Annotated in this window: 17 protein-coding genes; 12 read left to right on the top strand and 5 right to left on the bottom strand. The window is 65.2% G+C overall.

The window, feature by feature from the left end; translation table 11 throughout:
• Positions 1-8 precede the first annotated feature (8 nt).
• The 3 genes from QZV93_RS10580 to QZV93_RS10590 form a co-directional block, all read right to left on the bottom strand.
• Positions 9-2,528 carry an acyl-CoA dehydrogenase gene (locus tag QZV93_RS10580; RefSeq protein ID WP_295558278.1) on the bottom strand — a complete coding sequence of 840 codons (2,520 nt, stop codon included), beginning with the start codon at positions 2,526-2,528 and terminating at the stop codon, positions 9-11.
• Between the two features lie 319 nt (positions 2,529-2,847).
• Positions 2,848-4,179, bottom strand: coding sequence for an NAD(P)/FAD-dependent oxidoreductase (locus QZV93_RS10585; protein ID WP_295558280.1), 1,332 nt, complete (start codon positions 4,177-4,179; stop codon positions 2,848-2,850).
• 29 nt (positions 4,180-4,208) lie between these two features.
• Entirely contained in the window at positions 4,209-4,616 is a 408-nt protein-coding gene (locus QZV93_RS10590) for a thioredoxin family protein (protein ID WP_295558282.1), read from the bottom strand.
• A gap of 147 nt (positions 4,617-4,763) precedes the next feature.
• Here QZV93_RS10590 and QZV93_RS10595 point away from each other — a divergent pair, with 147 nt between their 5' ends.
• The 10 genes from QZV93_RS10595 (at position 4,764) to QZV93_RS10640 (ending at position 12,718) form a co-directional block, all read left to right on the top strand.
• On the top strand, positions 4,764-5,258 hold the full coding sequence (locus tag QZV93_RS10595; RefSeq protein WP_295558284.1) for a thiosulfate oxidation carrier protein SoxY: 495 nt from the start codon (positions 4,764-4,766) through the stop codon (positions 5,256-5,258).
• A 5-nt stretch (positions 5,259-5,263) separates the two neighbouring features.
• Positions 5,264-5,590 (top strand): thiosulfate oxidation carrier complex protein SoxZ, encoded by a 327-nt coding sequence (gene soxZ, locus QZV93_RS10600; protein WP_295558286.1) that lies wholly within the window; start codon positions 5,264-5,266, stop codon positions 5,588-5,590.
• A 108-nt stretch (positions 5,591-5,698) separates the two neighbouring features.
• Complete coding sequence (locus QZV93_RS10605) at positions 5,699-5,941, top strand: CDGSH iron-sulfur domain-containing protein (protein ID WP_295558287.1); 243 nt, start codon at positions 5,699-5,701, stop codon at positions 5,939-5,941.
• A 211-nt stretch (positions 5,942-6,152) separates the two neighbouring features.
• A complete protein-coding gene (locus tag QZV93_RS10610) occupies positions 6,153-7,067 on the top strand; it encodes a branched-chain amino acid ABC transporter permease LivH (RefSeq protein WP_295558289.1) in 915 nt (304 codons plus the stop codon).
• Between the two features lie 3 nt (positions 7,068-7,070).
• Entirely contained in the window at positions 7,071-8,399 is a 1,329-nt protein-coding gene (gene livM / locus QZV93_RS10615; protein WP_295558290.1) for a high-affinity branched-chain amino acid ABC transporter permease LivM, read from the top strand.
• Between the two features lie 8 nt (positions 8,400-8,407).
• Complete coding sequence (locus QZV93_RS10620; protein ID WP_295558292.1) at positions 8,408-9,319, top strand: ABC transporter ATP-binding protein; 912 nt, start codon at positions 8,408-8,410, stop codon at positions 9,317-9,319.
• Positions 9,316-10,035 (top strand): ABC transporter ATP-binding protein, encoded by a 720-nt coding sequence (locus tag QZV93_RS10625; protein ID WP_295558293.1) that lies wholly within the window; start codon positions 9,316-9,318, stop codon positions 10,033-10,035. Before QZV93_RS10620 ends, QZV93_RS10625 begins: the two co-directional genes overlap by 4 nt.
• Positions 10,035-10,403, top strand: a complete 369-nt coding sequence (locus QZV93_RS10630; RefSeq protein WP_295558295.1) for a DUF6867 family protein — start codon at positions 10,035-10,037, stop codon at positions 10,401-10,403. The genes QZV93_RS10625 and QZV93_RS10630 overlap by 1 nt, the downstream gene beginning before the upstream one ends.
• Before the next feature lie 103 nt (positions 10,404-10,506).
• Positions 10,507-11,637 carry a branched-chain amino acid ABC transporter substrate-binding protein gene (locus tag QZV93_RS10635; RefSeq protein WP_295558296.1) on the top strand — a complete coding sequence of 377 codons (1,131 nt, stop codon included), beginning with the start codon at positions 10,507-10,509 and terminating at the stop codon, positions 11,635-11,637.
• A gap of 7 nt (positions 11,638-11,644) precedes the next feature.
• Positions 11,645-12,718 carry a branched-chain amino acid ABC transporter substrate-binding protein gene (locus QZV93_RS10640; RefSeq protein ID WP_295558298.1) on the top strand — a complete coding sequence of 358 codons (1,074 nt, stop codon included), beginning with the start codon at positions 11,645-11,647 and terminating at the stop codon, positions 12,716-12,718.
• Positions 12,719-12,772: 54 nt separating this feature from the next.
• Here the strand turns inward: QZV93_RS10640 and QZV93_RS10645 are convergent, their stop codons facing one another.
• The gene (locus QZV93_RS10645; protein WP_295558299.1) at positions 12,773-12,970 is read right to left on the bottom strand and encodes a hypothetical protein; all 198 of its coding nucleotides are present in this window, start codon (positions 12,968-12,970) and stop codon (positions 12,773-12,775) included.
• Positions 12,971-13,559: 589 nt separating this feature from the next.
• Here QZV93_RS10645 and purB point away from each other — a divergent pair.
• The gene (gene purB, locus QZV93_RS10650; protein ID WP_295558301.1) at positions 13,560-14,867 is read left to right on the top strand and encodes an adenylosuccinate lyase; all 1,308 of its coding nucleotides are present in this window, start codon (positions 13,560-13,562) and stop codon (positions 14,865-14,867) included.
• 24 nt (positions 14,868-14,891) lie between these two features.
• Complete coding sequence (locus QZV93_RS10655; RefSeq protein ID WP_295558303.1) at positions 14,892-15,866, top strand: DMT family transporter; 975 nt, start codon at positions 14,892-14,894, stop codon at positions 15,864-15,866.
• Here the strand turns inward: QZV93_RS10655 and QZV93_RS17600 are convergent.
• Entirely contained in the window at positions 15,863-16,342 is a 480-nt protein-coding gene (locus tag QZV93_RS17600) for an excalibur calcium-binding domain-containing protein (RefSeq protein ID WP_363156933.1), read from the bottom strand. The two genes, QZV93_RS10655 and QZV93_RS17600, sit on opposite strands and share 4 nt — an antisense overlap.
• Between the last annotated feature and the right edge of the window lie 56 nt (positions 16,343-16,398).

Here is a 16,398-nt window from a genome sequence, read left to right on the forward strand (position 1 = left end):
CTCTTTTCTCACGCTTGGTTGGCGCCCGTCAGGCCGCGGGAGTTGTGGCCGATATTCACGGGCGCGGCTTTGCGATAATGGGGCATCAGCTCCTCGGGCGCAAAATGATCGACGGCAATGACGCGTTGCGTCAAGGCCTCGGCCTCGCGCAGGAGCTGCGCCTCGCTTTCGGTGATCGATCCGGCATCGGCGGCGTCGCCGATCCAATCGAGGCCGTGGTAGCGGCGCACGGTGCCGGCGCGGATGGCGCGCTCCAGCTTCTTTTCCGCCTCTTCCGCCGCAACGACCTTTTTCAGCGTTACCTCGAGCAGTCCCGTGGCGTCGTCCGGATCTTCGGACACGTAGATGTCGCGCGTCAGGCGATCGCGAACCTCGCCGGGCTGCAAGACTTGGCGCACGATCCGCGCGCCGAGCGCGTCGGGTGCCGGATAGTAGTGGCGGCCGAACGGGAAGACGATGACGCGGAGGGCGGCGCCCACGACCGGGTTGGGGAAGTTCTCGACGACGCCACGCAACGCTTCCTCGAAACGGTGGAGTCCGTTGGCGGCGGCAAAGGCGACGATGTCACGATCGGCCTCGGGCCGCCCATCGTCCTCGAAGCGCTTCAGGACGCAGGACGTGAGATAGATCTCGGATAGAGCGTCGGCGAGGCGGCCGGTGAGCTTCTGCTTCACCTTGAGGCCGCCGCCCAGCAGCGCGACCGTAATGTCGGCGACGAGTGCAAAGTTTCGCGAGGCGCGCGACAGCTGCCTGTAGATCGTCTCCAGACCCTGGGCGCGTTCGGCGGACTCGGCGAAAAGGCCGAGCGTGATGTTGTGGAAGAAGGCGCCGGCGACGTTCGAGAGCGAAAAAGCTACGTGACCGCCGAAGGCCTCATCGAAGGCGGCGAGCCCGGCCGCCGCGTTGGGGTTCTGCACGGCCTGCACCTCTTTGTAGAGGTAGGGGTGCGAGCGCAATGCGCCTTGCGCGAACGTGATCAGCGTGCGGGTGAGGATGTTGGCCCCTTCGACCGTGATGCCGACGGGCACGAGCTGATAGGCGGCCTGAAGGTAGTTCGAGGGGCCGTCGCAGATGGCGCGGCCGCCATGAATGTCGAAGGCGTCGTTGACGGCGCTGCGCAGGCGCTCGGTGGTCTGGTATTTCATGAGCGCCGAGATGACCGACGGGCGCTCGCCGCGGGACACCATCGCGGCGGTGACGGCGCGCGCCGCCTCGTTGACGTAAGCGGTCTCGACAAGGCGCGCCAACGGCTCCTCGACACCTTCCATGCGTCCAACAGGCAGGCCGAACTGACGGCGGATGCGGGCATATGCGGTGGAGACGCGCAGCATCATCTTGGCGCCGGCGGTGGCAGAGGACGGCAGCGAGATGGCGCGGCCGGCAGCGAGGCACTCCATCAGCATGCGCCAGCCCTGGCCCACCATCTTCTGGCCGCCGATGACCCAGTCGAGCGGGATGAACACGTCGGTGCCCCAGTTGGGGCCGTTCGGGAACGCGGCGCCGGACGGCAGATGCCGGCGGCCGATGTTGACGCCGGGATGGGTCGTCGGGATGAGCGCGACGGTGATGCCGATGTCCTCCTTGTCGCCAAGGAGCTTGTCGGGATCGAAAAGGCGGAAGGCGAGGCCGAGCAACGTCGCGTCGGGGCCGAGGGTGATGTAGCGCTTCTCCCAGGAGAGGCGGATACCCACCACCTCGCGGCCCTCGTGCTCTCCTTTGGCCACGGTGCCGATGTCGCGCATGGTGGCGGCATCAGAGCCGGAGTTGGGCCCCGTCAAGCCGAAGCAGGGCACCTCCAGCCCCTTTGCGAGGCGCGGAAGATAGTGCTCCTTCTGGGAGTCGGTGCCGTATTTCTCGATCAGCTCGCCGGGGCCAAGCGAGTTCGGCACCATGACGATGGTCACCACGTCAGGCGAGCGGGAGGCAATTTTGCCAAGGATCAGCGATTGCGCCTGGGGGGAGAAGCCGAGGCCGCCATGCTCCTTGGAAATGAGCATGCCGAGGAAGCCGTTCGCCTTGACGAACTCCCAGATCTCGGCCGGCATGCGCCGCTCGGCGTGACGGATCTGCCAATGATCGATCTTGGCGCACAACTCATCGGTCGGGCCATCGAGGAAGGCGCGCTCCTCGGGGCTGAGCACGATGGGCGGCACGGCGCGCAGCTTGGTCCAGTCGGGCGTGCCGGAGAAGATCTCGGCGTCGAAGCCGACGGTGCCGGCGTCGAGGGCCTGCTGCTCGGTGTCGGAGACCTTGGGCAGGATGTTGCGGACCAGCTTGAAGGCCGGCTGTGTGACGGCGCGGCGGCGCACCTCGGCGACCGAAAGAGATCCCAGAGCGGCAAGACCGACCCAAACCAAGAACCCGAGAACGCCGATGTGAGGCCAATGCGCGGCGCCATGGAAGACACCGCATTGCCAAAGGAGAGTCACGAGGCCGAGGCCGGCGGCCCACTGCCAAGGTGAGGCTCGCCACATGCCGAGCGCGACCGCAATTGCGATCAAGGCGATCAAAAGCAGGATCAACGCCATCGACCTCTCCGCTCTCGCCTGTCCGTGATCCGCGGGCTCGGCCCGTCGGTTCGCGGCCAGGGCGCAAAGCCATCACCGGCTCAGCACTCCTCAAGAGTTGCAGATTAAGAGTTGCAGAGACCAATCGTTCCCGACTGTCCTGCGCCCCCGCACAACCCCTCCGGCGCCAGAGGATACGTGGAGAATATAAAGTGTTTCTCTCTGAAACGGCTCCCCGGAGTACGGATCGGTGGAAATCTTCGTCCGCGGACTATGGCCGAACGTTGTATTTACTCGCAATTTCCAAGCAGCCGGTGTTGCAGATCAGAGATCCTGCCGCTCAACCGCGGCCGGATGGGGCAACGCGGCCGGTGGCGGAAGCCCTTTTGGCGAAGATGTCGTCGGTCAGCGTCTGGTACCAGGCGAGGCTTTCCTCGTAGGTCTCCTTGCGCAGCGCGGCGCTCTCGCCCGTCTTCGAGATGAAAGGATCCTTGGGGACCAAGGCGTGCTTGCCCTTGAGATCGCCCGGCGCATAGTCGGCACCGATCTTGACGCTGTCGTCGGGGGCCAGCATCGACCAGCAGGTGTTGCGGTAGGCGGCGGCGGGCCGCTCTGCCCCGGTCAGATCGGCGAGGATGTGGCCCGCGACGGCGCGCGCCTGGCTGTTGGCGGAAAAGGCCGACTTCGGCATGTCGGCGGCCACCGTCGCGTCGCCGACGACATAGACGTTCTCCATCTTGGCCGAGCGAAACGTCTCCGGCAGGATCGGGCACCAGCCGCCTTCCGCCAATCCGGCATCGAGCGCGATCTTGCCGGCCGTCTGATCGGGAATGATGTTGGCGACCGCGGTCTTGAACGTCTCGCCGGATTTGGTCACCACCTCGCCGGTCTTCGGATCGACGCGGACGACGCTCATGTCGTCGATGTCGTTGGTGAGGCGCAGCTCGACGATGCCCTTGTAGTATTTCGCGAACGCCTCCTCGAAGACGGCCTGCTTCGAGAACGCCATCTTGGGATCGAGGATGATCAGCTTGCTCTTGGGCTTCTCGCGCTTCAGGTAGTTGGCGATGAGGCAGGCGCGCTCGTAGGGTCCCGGCGGGCAACGGTACGGATTGCGGGGGGCTGCGATGACGACGAGACCGCCGTTCGGCATGTCGTCGAGGCGCTCGCGCAGCAGCCGCGACTGGCGCCCTCCGCTCCAGGCGTGGGGCATGAAATAGCTCGCGGCCTCGCTATAGCCCTCGATGGAGCCGTACTTCAGGGCGATGCCGGGCGCGACGACGAGCCGGTCGTAGGGGACGTTGGCGCCGTGCTCGATCCTCACCTCGCGCTTCTCGGCATCGATGGCGGTGGCGCGCTCGTAGATCACGTTGATACCGAGCGAGACGAGACCGGCATAGGTATGCGTGATGCGGCTGAAGGGCAGGAATCCGCCGATGAAGTGGTTCGAATAGAAGCAGGTCGTGTACTGGCGCTGCGGTTCGATGAGGGTGACGTCGATGTCCGGCGCGGCGCGCTTTAGCGTGACGGCGACCGTCGCGCCGCCCGGCCCGCCGCCGATGATGGCGACGCGTGAACGCGCCGCCGCGCGCAGGCTGCCGGGGCGCAGCAGAACACCCAACGAAAGGGCGGCCAGTCCGCCGGTCAGCTGTCTACGGTCGATCTCGTGCATGGCTCTTCTGTCCCTCGGCTCAAGATTCGTCACAGGCTTGGAAAAAATCCGGCGGCGGCCAGGAGCGGCCGTAGCTCGCCGTAAAAGTAGTCGGCCCCGGGATAGCCGGTGATGCGGCCCAGCTCCTCGCCCGAGCGCATGACGACGAACGTCGGCGTGTAGACGATCGGTGCAAGGCCTTTTGTCTCCGGCGCGCCGCGCCGCACGCGCTTCAGGGGCGCGAAGCGTCCTTCGGCGCTCTTGCGGTAGCCGGGACCGATCTCGGAGTCCCATGCGCGGCAGAAGCGGCAGCCCGGCTCCACAACCATCAGCAGGCGAATATCCGACGCCGAGCGTGCCGGCTCGGAAAGCGGGGCCATGAGACCGAAGCCAACGAAGAACAGCGCGGCAAAGAGCAGAAATGCCCCACACCGCCGGCGTCGTCCCTTAAAGCTCATGACCGGGCCGCATGATTTGCACCCTATTTCAATCCTATGCTAGCAGTCCCAAAGACTCGGGAGAAGCTGCCACGTGGCGGTTGGACTTTTCTCTTTGCAATGATTGCGAGATCGCTTGTGACCTCCGACATTCCAGGTCGACCGCTCGTGGACAGGCGCAGGGTGCTGGCAGGCGCTGGAGCGCTCGCGCTCGCGGGGGCCGCGCGTCCGGCAGTCGCCGAGCCCGATCACCCCGCAGCAGCGGCGGCTACTGCCGATCCCGCTCCCCTCGTGCCGACAGCCCACTATCAGGACGCGCTCGCCAAGATCGTCGGCAATGGGTCGCCGATCGAAGGACGGATGACGCTCGAGCTTCCCGAAGACGCCGAGAACGGCAACATCGTGCCCTACAAAATCGGCGTCGAGAGCCCGATGACCGACGCGGACCATGTGGCGCGCATTCATCTCCTGTCGACGCAGAACCCTCAGCCCCTGGTGGCGACGTTCCGCTTCACGCCGTTGTCGGGCAAGGCCGCCGTCTCGGGACGCATGCGGCTCGCCAAAACTCAGGACGTGGTGGCCGTCGCGCTCACCTCCGACAATACGCTGCTGATCGCGCGGACGACGGTCAACGTCGGCATCGGCGGTTGCGGAGCGGAGTGACGCGCATGGCCGCTTCCAAACCCCGTGTCCGGTTTCCAGAGCAGGCGCAAGCTGGCGATGTGATCGAGATCAAGGCGCTGATCACGCACGTCATGGAGACAGGCAACCGCAAGGATGCGGACGGCAAGCCGATCCCGCGCAACATCATTCACACCTTTACGGCGCACTACGACGAGGCCCTGATCTTCAAAGCGGAATTCGGATCCGGCATCGCCGCCAACCCTTACGTGTCTTTTTTCTTCAAGGTGCCGGGGCCGGGCGAGCTTCGGGTGTCGTGGCAGGACGACGAAGGCGGCGAGACCATCGAGCGCTATCCCCTCAACGTGGTTTAGAGCGCGGCTCGATCCCGGTTCGGCCCTGATCTCGGCCAATACGTCGCTCTTGCCGCTGGCGTGCGAAGCCGGTACGCCGGAAGACACATGATCTATCGGGAGTGGAGCATGGCTGAAGAACCCGTCGTTGCGCAAACGAGCCCCTATCAGGTGGACCTCGTGGAGGGCGAGACCTACTGGTACTGCCGCTGCGGGCGGTCCAAATCGCAGCCTTTCTGCGACGGCTCTCACGAGGGCACGGGAATCGAGCCGCTCGAGTTCCAGGCGCCCTCGACGGCCACGTTCAATCTCTGCGGCTGCAAGGCCACCGACGACGAGCCGTGGTGCGACGGCACCCACAACGTGATCTAGGCGCTCGCGAGAACGGGCGGGCCACCTCCTTGCGGTGGAGGGAATCGATATCGCGAGGCAGGCCGCTAAAATTTGCTCCGGTGTTGCCCAAATCCACAGCAGGTGATGCCTCTGCACGCCTGCCCCTGGCGGAATCGCGAAAAATCAGTTCCCTTGGCGCCCTCGCCCGCTAAAACCATACGGTGAAGCCAACTCGGGGGACGGCCGGCCTATGGATTATTTCGTCCAGCAGCTCATCAATGGACTCACGCTTGGATCCATCTACGGTCTGATCGCCATCGGCTACACGATGGTCTACGGCATCATCGGCATGGTCAACTTCGCCCACGGCGACGTGTTCATGCTGGCCGCCTTCATCGCCCTCATCCTGTTCCTCCTCCTGACGCAGCTCCTGGGGATCGGCTCGCTCGGGCTGGCGCTCCTCATCGTGCTCGTGCTCGGCATGGCGCTGACCAGTCTCTGGGGCTGGGTCATCGAGCGGCTCGCCTACCGCCCCTTGCGCGGGTCGTTCCGGCTGGCGCCGATGATCTCGGCGATCGGCATGTCGATCTTCCTCTCCAACTTCGTGCAGGTGGTGCAGGGCCCAAACAACAAAACGCTCGAACCCATCCTTTCCAACGTCATCAACCTTCCGATCGGCAACGGCTCGGCGACGCTGGCCGAGAAGCAACTGCTGATCATGGTGGTCACGGCGGTGCTGCTCGGCGTGCTCTGGTATGTGGTGCGCCATACGCCGCTCGGGCGCGCGCAGCGGGCTTGCGAGCAGGACCGCAAGATGGCCTCGCTGCTCGGCGTCGATGTCGACCGCACGATCTCGATCACGTTCATCATGGGAGCGGCGCTGGCGTCGGTCGCGGGCCTGCTCTGGATGACCTACTACGGCGTCGTCAGTTTCTCCGACGGCTTCGTGCCCGGCGTCAAAGCCTTCACGGCGGCCGTGCTCGGCGGCATCGGCTCGCTGCCCGGCGCCGTGCTCGGCGGCCTCCTGATCGGCCTGATCGAGACCTTCTGGTCCGCCTACTTCACGATCGACTACAAGGACGTGGCGGCGTTCTCGATCCTGGCCATCGTGCTCATCTTCCTGCCCTCGGGCCTGCTCGGCCGGCCCGACGTCGAAAAGGTCTGAGCCATGGCAAGCGCGGGTGCCGCGTTGAAAAAGGCGTTCTTCGCCGCCTTCGTCACATTCGGCCTCGCGTTCCCCATCGTTGCGCTGCGCACGGATGCCAACCTTTCCAATCAGCTCGTCCTGACCGAGCGTTGGCCGCTCGCCTTCGGGCTCGCGGGGATCGCTCTCTTCGGAACGCTGCTGCTCGAGATGCTCGGACCGGCCATCCGCGCGCGTACAGCCTCCAAGACGGCGCCTTCCACGGCGCCGCCGCATCCCTTCCTGGCGTACCTGCCGCGTCTCGGGCTCTTGCTGCTCCTGGCCTTCCCATTCATCGCCACGGGAATTGCCGCCGCCGGCGGACCGGGCGTTCTCAAGGTCATGGACAATTACGGCATCCAGATCCTGATCTACGTGCTTTTGGGCTGGGGGCTCAATATCGCGGTCGGCCTCGCGGGCTTGCTCGATCTCGGCTACGTGGCCTTCTACGCCGTCGGCGCCTACTCGTCGGCGCTGCTCGCCAAGACCTTCGGCCTCTCGTTCTGGATCACGCTGCCGCTGGCCGGCATTCTCGCCGCTTTCTGGGGCCTGCTCGTGGGGCTGCCGGTGTTGAGGCTGCGCGGCGACTATCTGGCCATCGTCACGCTCGCCTTCGCGGAAATCGTGCGGCTCGTGCTCATCAATTGGGTACCGGTCACCGGTGGCTATGCCGGCATTTCCAGCATTCCGAAGCCGTCGGTGCTCGGCTACTCGCTGGGCTCCGAGCCCACCGGGCTCGCAGCGACGCTCGGGCTGCCGCGCATCACCTTCATGTACTATCTGCTGCTGGCGCTCGCTCTCTTCACCTACTGGGTGACGACGCGGCTCAGGACGCTGCCGGTCGGGCGCGCCTGGGAGGCCATGCGTGAAGATGAGATCGCGTGCCGCTCGCTCGGCATCAATACGTTCAAGACCAAGCTTTCGGCGCTGGCTGCCGGCGCCTTCTTCGGCGGTCTTGCGGGGGCATTCTTCGCCACGCATCAGGGCTTCATCAGCCCGAAGTCGTTCGAGTTCATGGAAAGCGCGATCATCGTCGCCATCGTCGTGCTGGGCGGGCTCGGCAGCATGCTCGGCGTCGCCATCGCGGCCACCGTCATGATCGGCGGCACGGAGCTTCTGCGCGAGCTCGACGTTTTGAAAGCGGTGTTCGGCGGCGACTTCGATCCGGCGCAGTACCGCATGCTGCTGTTCGGCCTCGCCATGGTGATGCTCATGGTCTGGCGGCCCAAAGGGCTGATCGCAACGCGCGAGCCCACCGTGCGCCTCACGCCTGAACCCAGACGCGGCGCCCCGGCCGCGGTCGCGGCAGAGTGAGGCCCTCCATGCGCTGGCTTTCCGAACCTCTGCTTGCCGTCGATCACCTCTCGATGCGGTTCGGCGGCCTGGTGGCCGTGAACGATCTTTCCTTCACCGTCGGGCGCGGCGACATCACGGCGCTCATCGGTCCGAACGGCGCGGGTAAAACCACGGTCTTCAACTGCATCACCGGCTTCTACAAACCGACGAGCGGACGGCTCGCGCTGGCGCATGGCGGCACGCCCGACGAGAGCGCGGTGGCCCTGCTCACACGCTCCGACAAGCGGCGCACGCATGGCGCGAGCCCGGAGCTGTTCCTGCTCGAGCGCATGGCCGATCACGCGATTGCCGCGGAAGCGCGCGTGGCGCGGACCTTCCAGAACATCCGGCTCTTTCCCGGCATGACGGTGCTCGAGAACCTGATCGTGGCTCAGCACAAGACGCTGATGGCCGCCTCGGATTTCAGTCTCGGAGGGCTTCTCGGCCTTGCCAAGCATCGCGCCGCCGAGCGCAAGGCGCTGGAGCTGGCCAAGGCGTGGCTCGAGGTCGTCGGCCTCATCGACCGCGCCGACGACCCGGCCGGAGACCTTCCCTACGGCGCGCAGCGGCGGCTCGAGATTGCGCGCGCCATGTGCACCAATCCGGTGCTGCTCTGCCTCGACGAACCAGCCGCGGGCCTCAACAACAGGGAGAGCGCCGAGCTGACGCGACTCCTGCGCGGCATCCGCCAGCAGACAGGCGTCTCGATCCTTCTCATCGAACACGACATGTCGGTGGTCATGGACATCTCCGATCATGTGATCGTCATCGAGTACGGCGTGAAGATCGCCGACGGCACGGCCAACGACGTCAAGTGCGATCCCAAGGTGATCGCCGCTTACCTCGGCGTCGACGACGAGGACGTGGCGCGGGCAACGGCCGGGAGGGCCGGCCCATGACGGCTCTGCTCGATATCCGCGGCGTGTCGGCCTTCTACGGCAACATCCAGGCGCTCAAGGGCGTATCGCTCGACGTGCGGAAGGGCGAGATCGTGACGCTGATCGGCGCCAACGGCGCGGGCAAGTCCACGCTGATGATGACGGTGTTCGGCAATCCCCGCGCGCGGGAGGGCGAGATCCTGTTCGAGGGCCAGCCGATCACGCAGCTTCCGACGCATACCATCGCGCGGCTGAAGATCGCGCAATCTCCCGAGGGACGGCGCATCTTCCAGCGCATGACCGTGCTCGAGAACCTGCAGATGGGCGCCGCCGTCGACGGCAACGCACATTTCGAGGAGGACCTTGAGCGCGTGACGCGGCTGTTTCCGCGTCTCAAGGAGCGGCTCGGGCAACGCGGGGGCACGCTCTCGGGCGGCGAGCAGCAGATGCTCGCCATCGGGCGGGCGCTCATGAGCCGTCCGAAGCTCCTGATGCTCGACGAGCCGTCGCTCGGGCTAGCTCCGCTCATCGTCAAGCAGATCTTCGCCACGCTTGCCGAGCTCAACAGCCAGGGCATGACGATCTTCCTGGTCGAGCAGAACGCGTTCCATGCGCTCAAGCTCGCGCATCGGGCCTACGTGATGGTCAACGGCGCCATCACCATGAGCGGATCCGGCCGTGAGCTGCTGGCGCGTCCGGAGATCCGGCAGGCCTACCTCGAAGGCGGGAGGCATTGATGGAGTCTTTTTTGGCCTCGCTCGGCTATGCGGTGGACAGCGAGCGCGGGCTATTGCCGTTCATCCTGCTCACGCTTCTGATCGGGGGCGGCGCCGCGTGGCGCACCGGGCAAGCCGTGGCGCAGGGCTGGGGGGCGATGTGGCCGGTCGCCGCCTACACGGCGCTGCTCGCGGCCGGCATCCGCTTTCTCCATTTCGCGCTGTTCGGCGGTCCACTGCTTTCGCTGCCAAGCTATCTCATCGATTTCGCGATCCTGGCCGTGATTGCCCTCGTCGGCCATCGGGCGCGGCGTGCGCGACACATGACGGAGCAGTACGGCTGGATGTTCGAGCGGTCCGGCCCTCTCACCTGGCGCGATCGCTCCTGACGGATGTCCAGGGACGTGACTTCGCCGCCATTTCACGCCACAAAGTTTGCCGAGATCGACTGCTTCCTCCGCTTGCGGAGCCCTCCATAGGAAGGATTTTCGAATGCGCCTCGTGAAACTTGCGGGAGTTCTTCTCGCCACCGTCCTGGCCTCGCTGGCGCTCGCATCGTGCGGCGGCGAGCAGAAGCTGAAGGTCGGAGTCGCCGGCCCGCTGACCGGAAAGGACGCCGTGTTCGGAGCGCAGCTCAAACAGGGTGTCGAGCAGGCGATTGCGGACATCAATGCCGCAGGAGGTTTGAACGGGCAGCAGATCGAGCTCGTTGTCGGTGACGATGCGGCCGATCCGAAGCAGGGGCGCTCGGTCGCCAACACGTTCGTGGGTGAAGGCGTGAGTTTCGTCGTCGGTCACTTCAACTCGGGCGTCACCGAGCCCTCGTCCGATGTCTATGCCGAGAACGGAATCCTGATGATCACGCCCGGCTCGACCAATCCCAAGATCACGGAGCGCGGGCTCACCACCGTGTTCCGTGTCTGCGGGCGCGACGATCAGCAGGGCAAGGTCGCGGGCGAATACATCGCCGCGAACTTCAAGGACAAGAAAGTCGCCATCGCCCACGACAAGACGACCTATGGCAAGGGTCTCGCTGACGAAACCAAAAAGGTCATGAATGGCCTCGGCGTCCAGGAAGTGCTCTACGAGGGCATCAATGCGGGTGAGCGCGACTTCAGCGCGCTGGTCTCGAAGATCAAGGATTCGGGCGCGGATATCGTCTACTGGGGCGGCGTGCACACGGAAGGCGGCAGCATCCTGCGCCAACTGCGCTCGGCGGGCGTCAACGCGGTGCTGATGGGCGGCGACGGCATTGCCACCGCCGAGTTCGCGGCCCTCGGGGGGCCCGGCACCGAGGGCACGCTGATGACGTTCGGCCCCGACCCGCAGAAGCGTCCCGAGGCGCAGGCCGTGATCGAGAAATTCATGGCGCGCAAGTTCAAGCCCGAGGCGTACACGCTCTACAGCTACGCCGCGGTGCAGGTGATCGCGGAGGCGGCGAAGGCCATCGGCTCGGTCGATCCGCTCAAGGTCGCGGCCGAGTTGCACTCCGGCAAGCCGTACAAGACCGTCATCGGCGATCTCGCATTCGACGCCAAGGGTGACGTGACGCGCATCGACTACGTCATGTACACCTGGAAGAAGCAGCCGGACGGCTCCATCACCTACGTGCAGAACGATTGAGGCGCCCATGCGCGCGGAAGGGCCTGCGGGATTGCTTCTCTCGCTGGCGATCGCCGCGAGCCTCGATGCGATTGCCGCGGCATCGGCGCAGGCGGAGATCCGCGTCGGGCTTGCGGTGCCGCTCAGCGGCCAGATGGCGAGCGTCGGAACCGCCATGGAGCGCGCGCTGCAAGCGGCGATCGCGGACGCCAACGGCCGTGGCGGCGTGCTCGGACAGACGCTCATCCTTTCCGTCGAGGACGACGGCTGCGCTACGGCCACGGGGGCCGGGGCGGCGGCCCAGCTGATCGCGCAAAAGCCGGCGCTCGTCATCGGGCATCCGTGCTCGAGCGCGGCGGCAGCGGCGGTTCCCGTCTACGCCAATAGCGGCGTATTGCTGATTGCCGTCGGGGCGCGCCATCCAGACGTGACGCGCGCCAATGCGAAGCTTCCCGTGCCGGCGTTGAGGCTTGCGGGGCGCGACGATCGGCAGGGGGCTGCGGCGTCGGCGTGGCTCATTGCCCACGCGCCGGGGCGGCGCGTCGCCATCATCCATGACCGGACGGTCTATGCGCGCGGCATCGCCGACGGCGCCACAGCAGCGCTGCTGGCCCTCGGCGTAACGCCCGTTGCGGTTCTGCCCATCGTCGCGGCCAAGCACGACTACGACACGAGCCTGGTCGCGCTCCGGGAGAGCAGCGCGGAGGCGGTGCTGTTCGCGGGCTATCCGGAGGAAGCAGGGATCGTTCTCGCCGGCATGGTGCGGCTTGGTCTCTCGATCCCGCTGATCGGCTCGGATTCGCTGGCGACGGCTGCCTTTGCCCAACGCGCCGCTACGGCACCGATGGCGGTGCAAACGCTGCTTCCGCTTGCGCCGTCCGCGGCGGAGGACGAAACGCGGGGCGCTTTCGAAGCATGGGTGGCGGCCGCCGAGCGGCTCGGGGCGGTGGATCCGGAAGCGCTATCCAATGCGCTGCGGAGTGCGCCGGTTGAGACGCGTACGCTCGGTGAGGTCCGCTTCGATCTCAACGGCGATCTCGAAACACCCGCCTTTGCCGCCGCGTCGGCGCACGCGGGCCGATGGGTGATCGGGGAAAAATAAAGCAGCCGCAAAAGCGGCTGCAAGTCCGTTCAGTTCCGTCGGTTCGCTGTTCGATCAGCGGCCCTGAGATTCGATCCTGCACTCTGCAGCCAGCCGGCGTTCCATGAGCGCAAGGGCTTCAGGAACCTTCTGGCCGTGGTTGCGGTAGTTGCGGATCTTCTCTTGCACGATCGCGAAAGACCGACGCGGATCGTCGATCTCTTCCAGCCTCAGATTGAGCTCTGCAATCTCGGCTTGCATTTGTTCAGTCATCACGTACCCCTAGTTTCGTCGCGTCATTGCCGACGTTTCGGCTTTGGCTCCGGTGGGATTTCTGTCTGACGGTCAGTGAACGTGCGCTGAACGCCTCAGCTTTCTCACGCGGTTCCATTCCTTTCGACCAAGCTCAACAGCCACTGTTATAGAATAGACAAACTCGGACGCAGTCGCTCTGACAATTCCGCCACAGTTAAGTCTTGCCAGTACTCGTACCCTCGGCGTCGGAGCGTCAGGAAACATCGAAATATGGCCCGATCTTGGCACTTTGCCTTCACGAAATGTTGCGGCGCGGGGTTGTGTCTTTTGCGACGCAGCAGTGTGTAACTTTCTGGCTTGTATCCGTTTTTTGAAAAATTTCGGCTGAAATGAAACGTGATACGCTGCATTGCAAATCCATTTCGCGGAACCTCGAAAAGGGCTTTGAATTCGGGCTATTCCGATAGAAATGCGACTCCCAGCCATGACAGAATGTCGCAACAGCCATCCACAATCCGCAGGACCGCTTGCCTGATCGTTAGGCAGAATTGATGCGGGGCGCGGTGTCTGCTAGAGCGCCGACTCGGCTCCCGAACGAGAGAACCCAATGATTCCCCGCTACTCACGCCCGGAAATGGCGTCCATTTGGACGCCCGATTCTCGCTTTCGCATCTGGTTCGAGATCGAAGCCCACGCGGCGGCGGCCATGGCCGAGATCGGCATCATCCCGAAAGAGGCCGCGCGCATCATCTGGGAAAAGGGCTCGAAGGCACCCTTCGATACGGATCGTATCGACGAGATCGAGGCGGTGACGAAGCACGACGTGATCGCGTTCCTCACCCATCTCGCCGAGCACGTGGGGCCAGAAGCCCGCTTCGTGCACCAAGGCATGACCTCGTCCGACGTGCTCGACACCTGCCTCAACGTGCAGCTCGTGCGGGCCGCTGACCTCCTGATTGCCGACGTCGACAGGCTGCTGGCCGCACTCCGGGAGCGTGCCTTCGAGCACAAGACCACCGTCACCATCGGCCGCAGCCACGGCATCCACGCGGAGCCGACGACGTTCGGCGTCAAGCTCGCCTTCGCCTACGCCGAGTTCGCCCGCAACCGCGAGCGGCTGGTGGCGGCACGGCGCGAGGTTGCGACGTGCGCCATCTCGGGCGCGGTGGGCAGCTTCGCCAACATCGATCCCTTCGTGGAATCTTACGTGGCCGACAAGCTCGGCCTCGTTCCCGAGCCCGTTTCGACGCAGGTGATCCCACGCGACCGGCATGCCATGTATTTCGCCACGCTCGGTGTGGTTGCCTCATCCATCGAACGGCTCGCGACCGAGATCCGCCATCTGCAGCGCACCGAGGTGCTGGAAGCGGAAGAGTTCTTCTCCAAGGGACAGAAGGGCTCGTCGGCGATGCCGCACAAGCGCAATCCGGTGCTGTCGGAGAACCTCACGGGACTTGCGCGCATGGTGCGCGCCTATGCCCTTCCGGCGATGGAGAACGTGGCGCTCTGGCACGAGCGCGACATCTCGCATTCCTCCGTCGAGCGCATGATCGGGCCCGACGCAACGGTGACGCTCGATTTCGCGCTGGCGCGATTGGCCGGCGTGATCGAGAAGCTCGTCGTCTACCCCGAGACCATGAAGCGCAACCTCGACAAGCTCGGAGGCCTGCACAATTCGCAGCGCGTGCTGCTCGCGCTCACGCAGGCGGGCGCCTCACGCGAGGAGGCCTATGCGCTCGTGCAGCGCAATGCCATGAAGACCTGGGAAAAGGGCGCCGATTTCCTCGCCGAGCTCAAGGCCGACAAGGACGTGACGGCCAAGGTGCCGGCTGCCGAGCTCGAGGCGATGTTCGACCTCGGCTATCATCTGAAGCACGTCGACACGATCTTCAAACGGGTCTTCGGCGAAGCTTAGCGGACTTAGGGGACAAGTGCCCGCATGGGATCGTCTCTCAGCCGCCTCGTGGGATATGCGTGTGCCGCAGTCGGCGCGGCGTTCTTCTCGACCAAGGCGATCTTCATCAAGCTCGCCTACCAAGATCAGGTCGATGCGGCGCTCTTTCTTGCCTACCGGATGATCTTCGCGACCCCGGTGTTCGTCGCCATCGGCGCATGGGCCTATGCGAGGCGACGCGCCGACGGCGAGCCGCCACCCGACTTCGCCAGCGTCGCATGGGCGGCATTCATCGGGCTCATCGGCTACTACGTGGCCTCGGCATTCGACTTTGCGGGTCTGCAGTACATCAGCGCCGCCCTCGAGCGACTCGTGCTGTTCACATATCCGCTGTTCGTCATGTTCATCGGTGCTGCGCTCTATGGCGAAGCCGTGACGGGCTTCGGCATCGCGGCCGCCGCCGTCACCTACATCGGGCTTGCCATCGTGTTCGCCGCCGATCTGCCCGAAGGCGGGCGCAACACCGCCATCGGGACGGCGCTCGTGCTCGGGGCGGCGATCTCGTTCGCCTGGCACCAGATCCTGGCGAAGCGCGTCATTCCCCGGCTCGGGAGCATGCTGTTCACGAGCATCGCGCTCTCAACGGCAGGCGTTGCGTGCGTTCTGCATCAGGTGATCATCGGCTCGGGCAGCTTCGCGGCCTCGCCGCGCTTTCTCTGGCTGGCGTTCGGCTGTGCGATCATCGCCACCGTGCTGCCGACGTTCCTCATCAACGCCGGGCTGGCGCGCGTCTCGTCCTCGGCCGTGTCCATGATCTCGACCGTGTCCCCCATCGTGACCATCGGGCTTGCCATCACCATTCTCGGCGAGCCGTTCACGCTCGCGGATGCCGTTGGTGCCGGTCTGGTGCTGGCCGGAGTGGGGCTCTTCACCTGGGGCGATGCGCGCGCACGAAAATCATCGCCCACGCAGCAAAAGGCCGAAGCCGATCCGCTGCCGGCGCCGACCTCGGCCCCTTAGCGGCAGAGACTGTTACAAGCCGTCCCGTCTCCGTCACGGTCGAGCGAACCGACACCGCAGGTCCGCAGATAGAATTGCGCCTCTTCGCACGAGTTCATTTCCGTGCATCTCCGCTTGCCGGCGCAAGTCAGCTCCGAAGAAATGAGCGGCTCCGCTTGCGCCGGGGGAATGAACTCCAACGCCTTAGACCGTTCGGGGAGCGTAGCGAAGGGCAATCCCTTCGGCCACGTTGCAAGTGACCGCACCTCGAACGTTGCAATGTCCTCGCCGCAGATATCTTCGCAGGGTATGCCGTCGTTGTCGGCATCGCGCTCGCCGTGGCCGCAGACGTAGAGCTTGTAGCGCGCTTCGGCGCAGGTCATTATTTGGGGACATTGCGTTTGCGCACAGTCGAATGCACGGGCAGACACCGGCGCCGCCGCGACGACGGCGGCCGTCATGCCCAGAAGGACCATCCTAGTGACGCGCTGCGCCATGGCTCGAAATCCCGTCCACGGACCAATGTATCACACTCGCCAGAAAAGGGCCGACC

This window comes from uncultured Hyphomicrobium sp., assembly GCF_902826555.1.
Classification (GTDB): Bacteria; Pseudomonadota; Alphaproteobacteria; order Rhizobiales; family Hyphomicrobiaceae; genus Hyphomicrobium_C.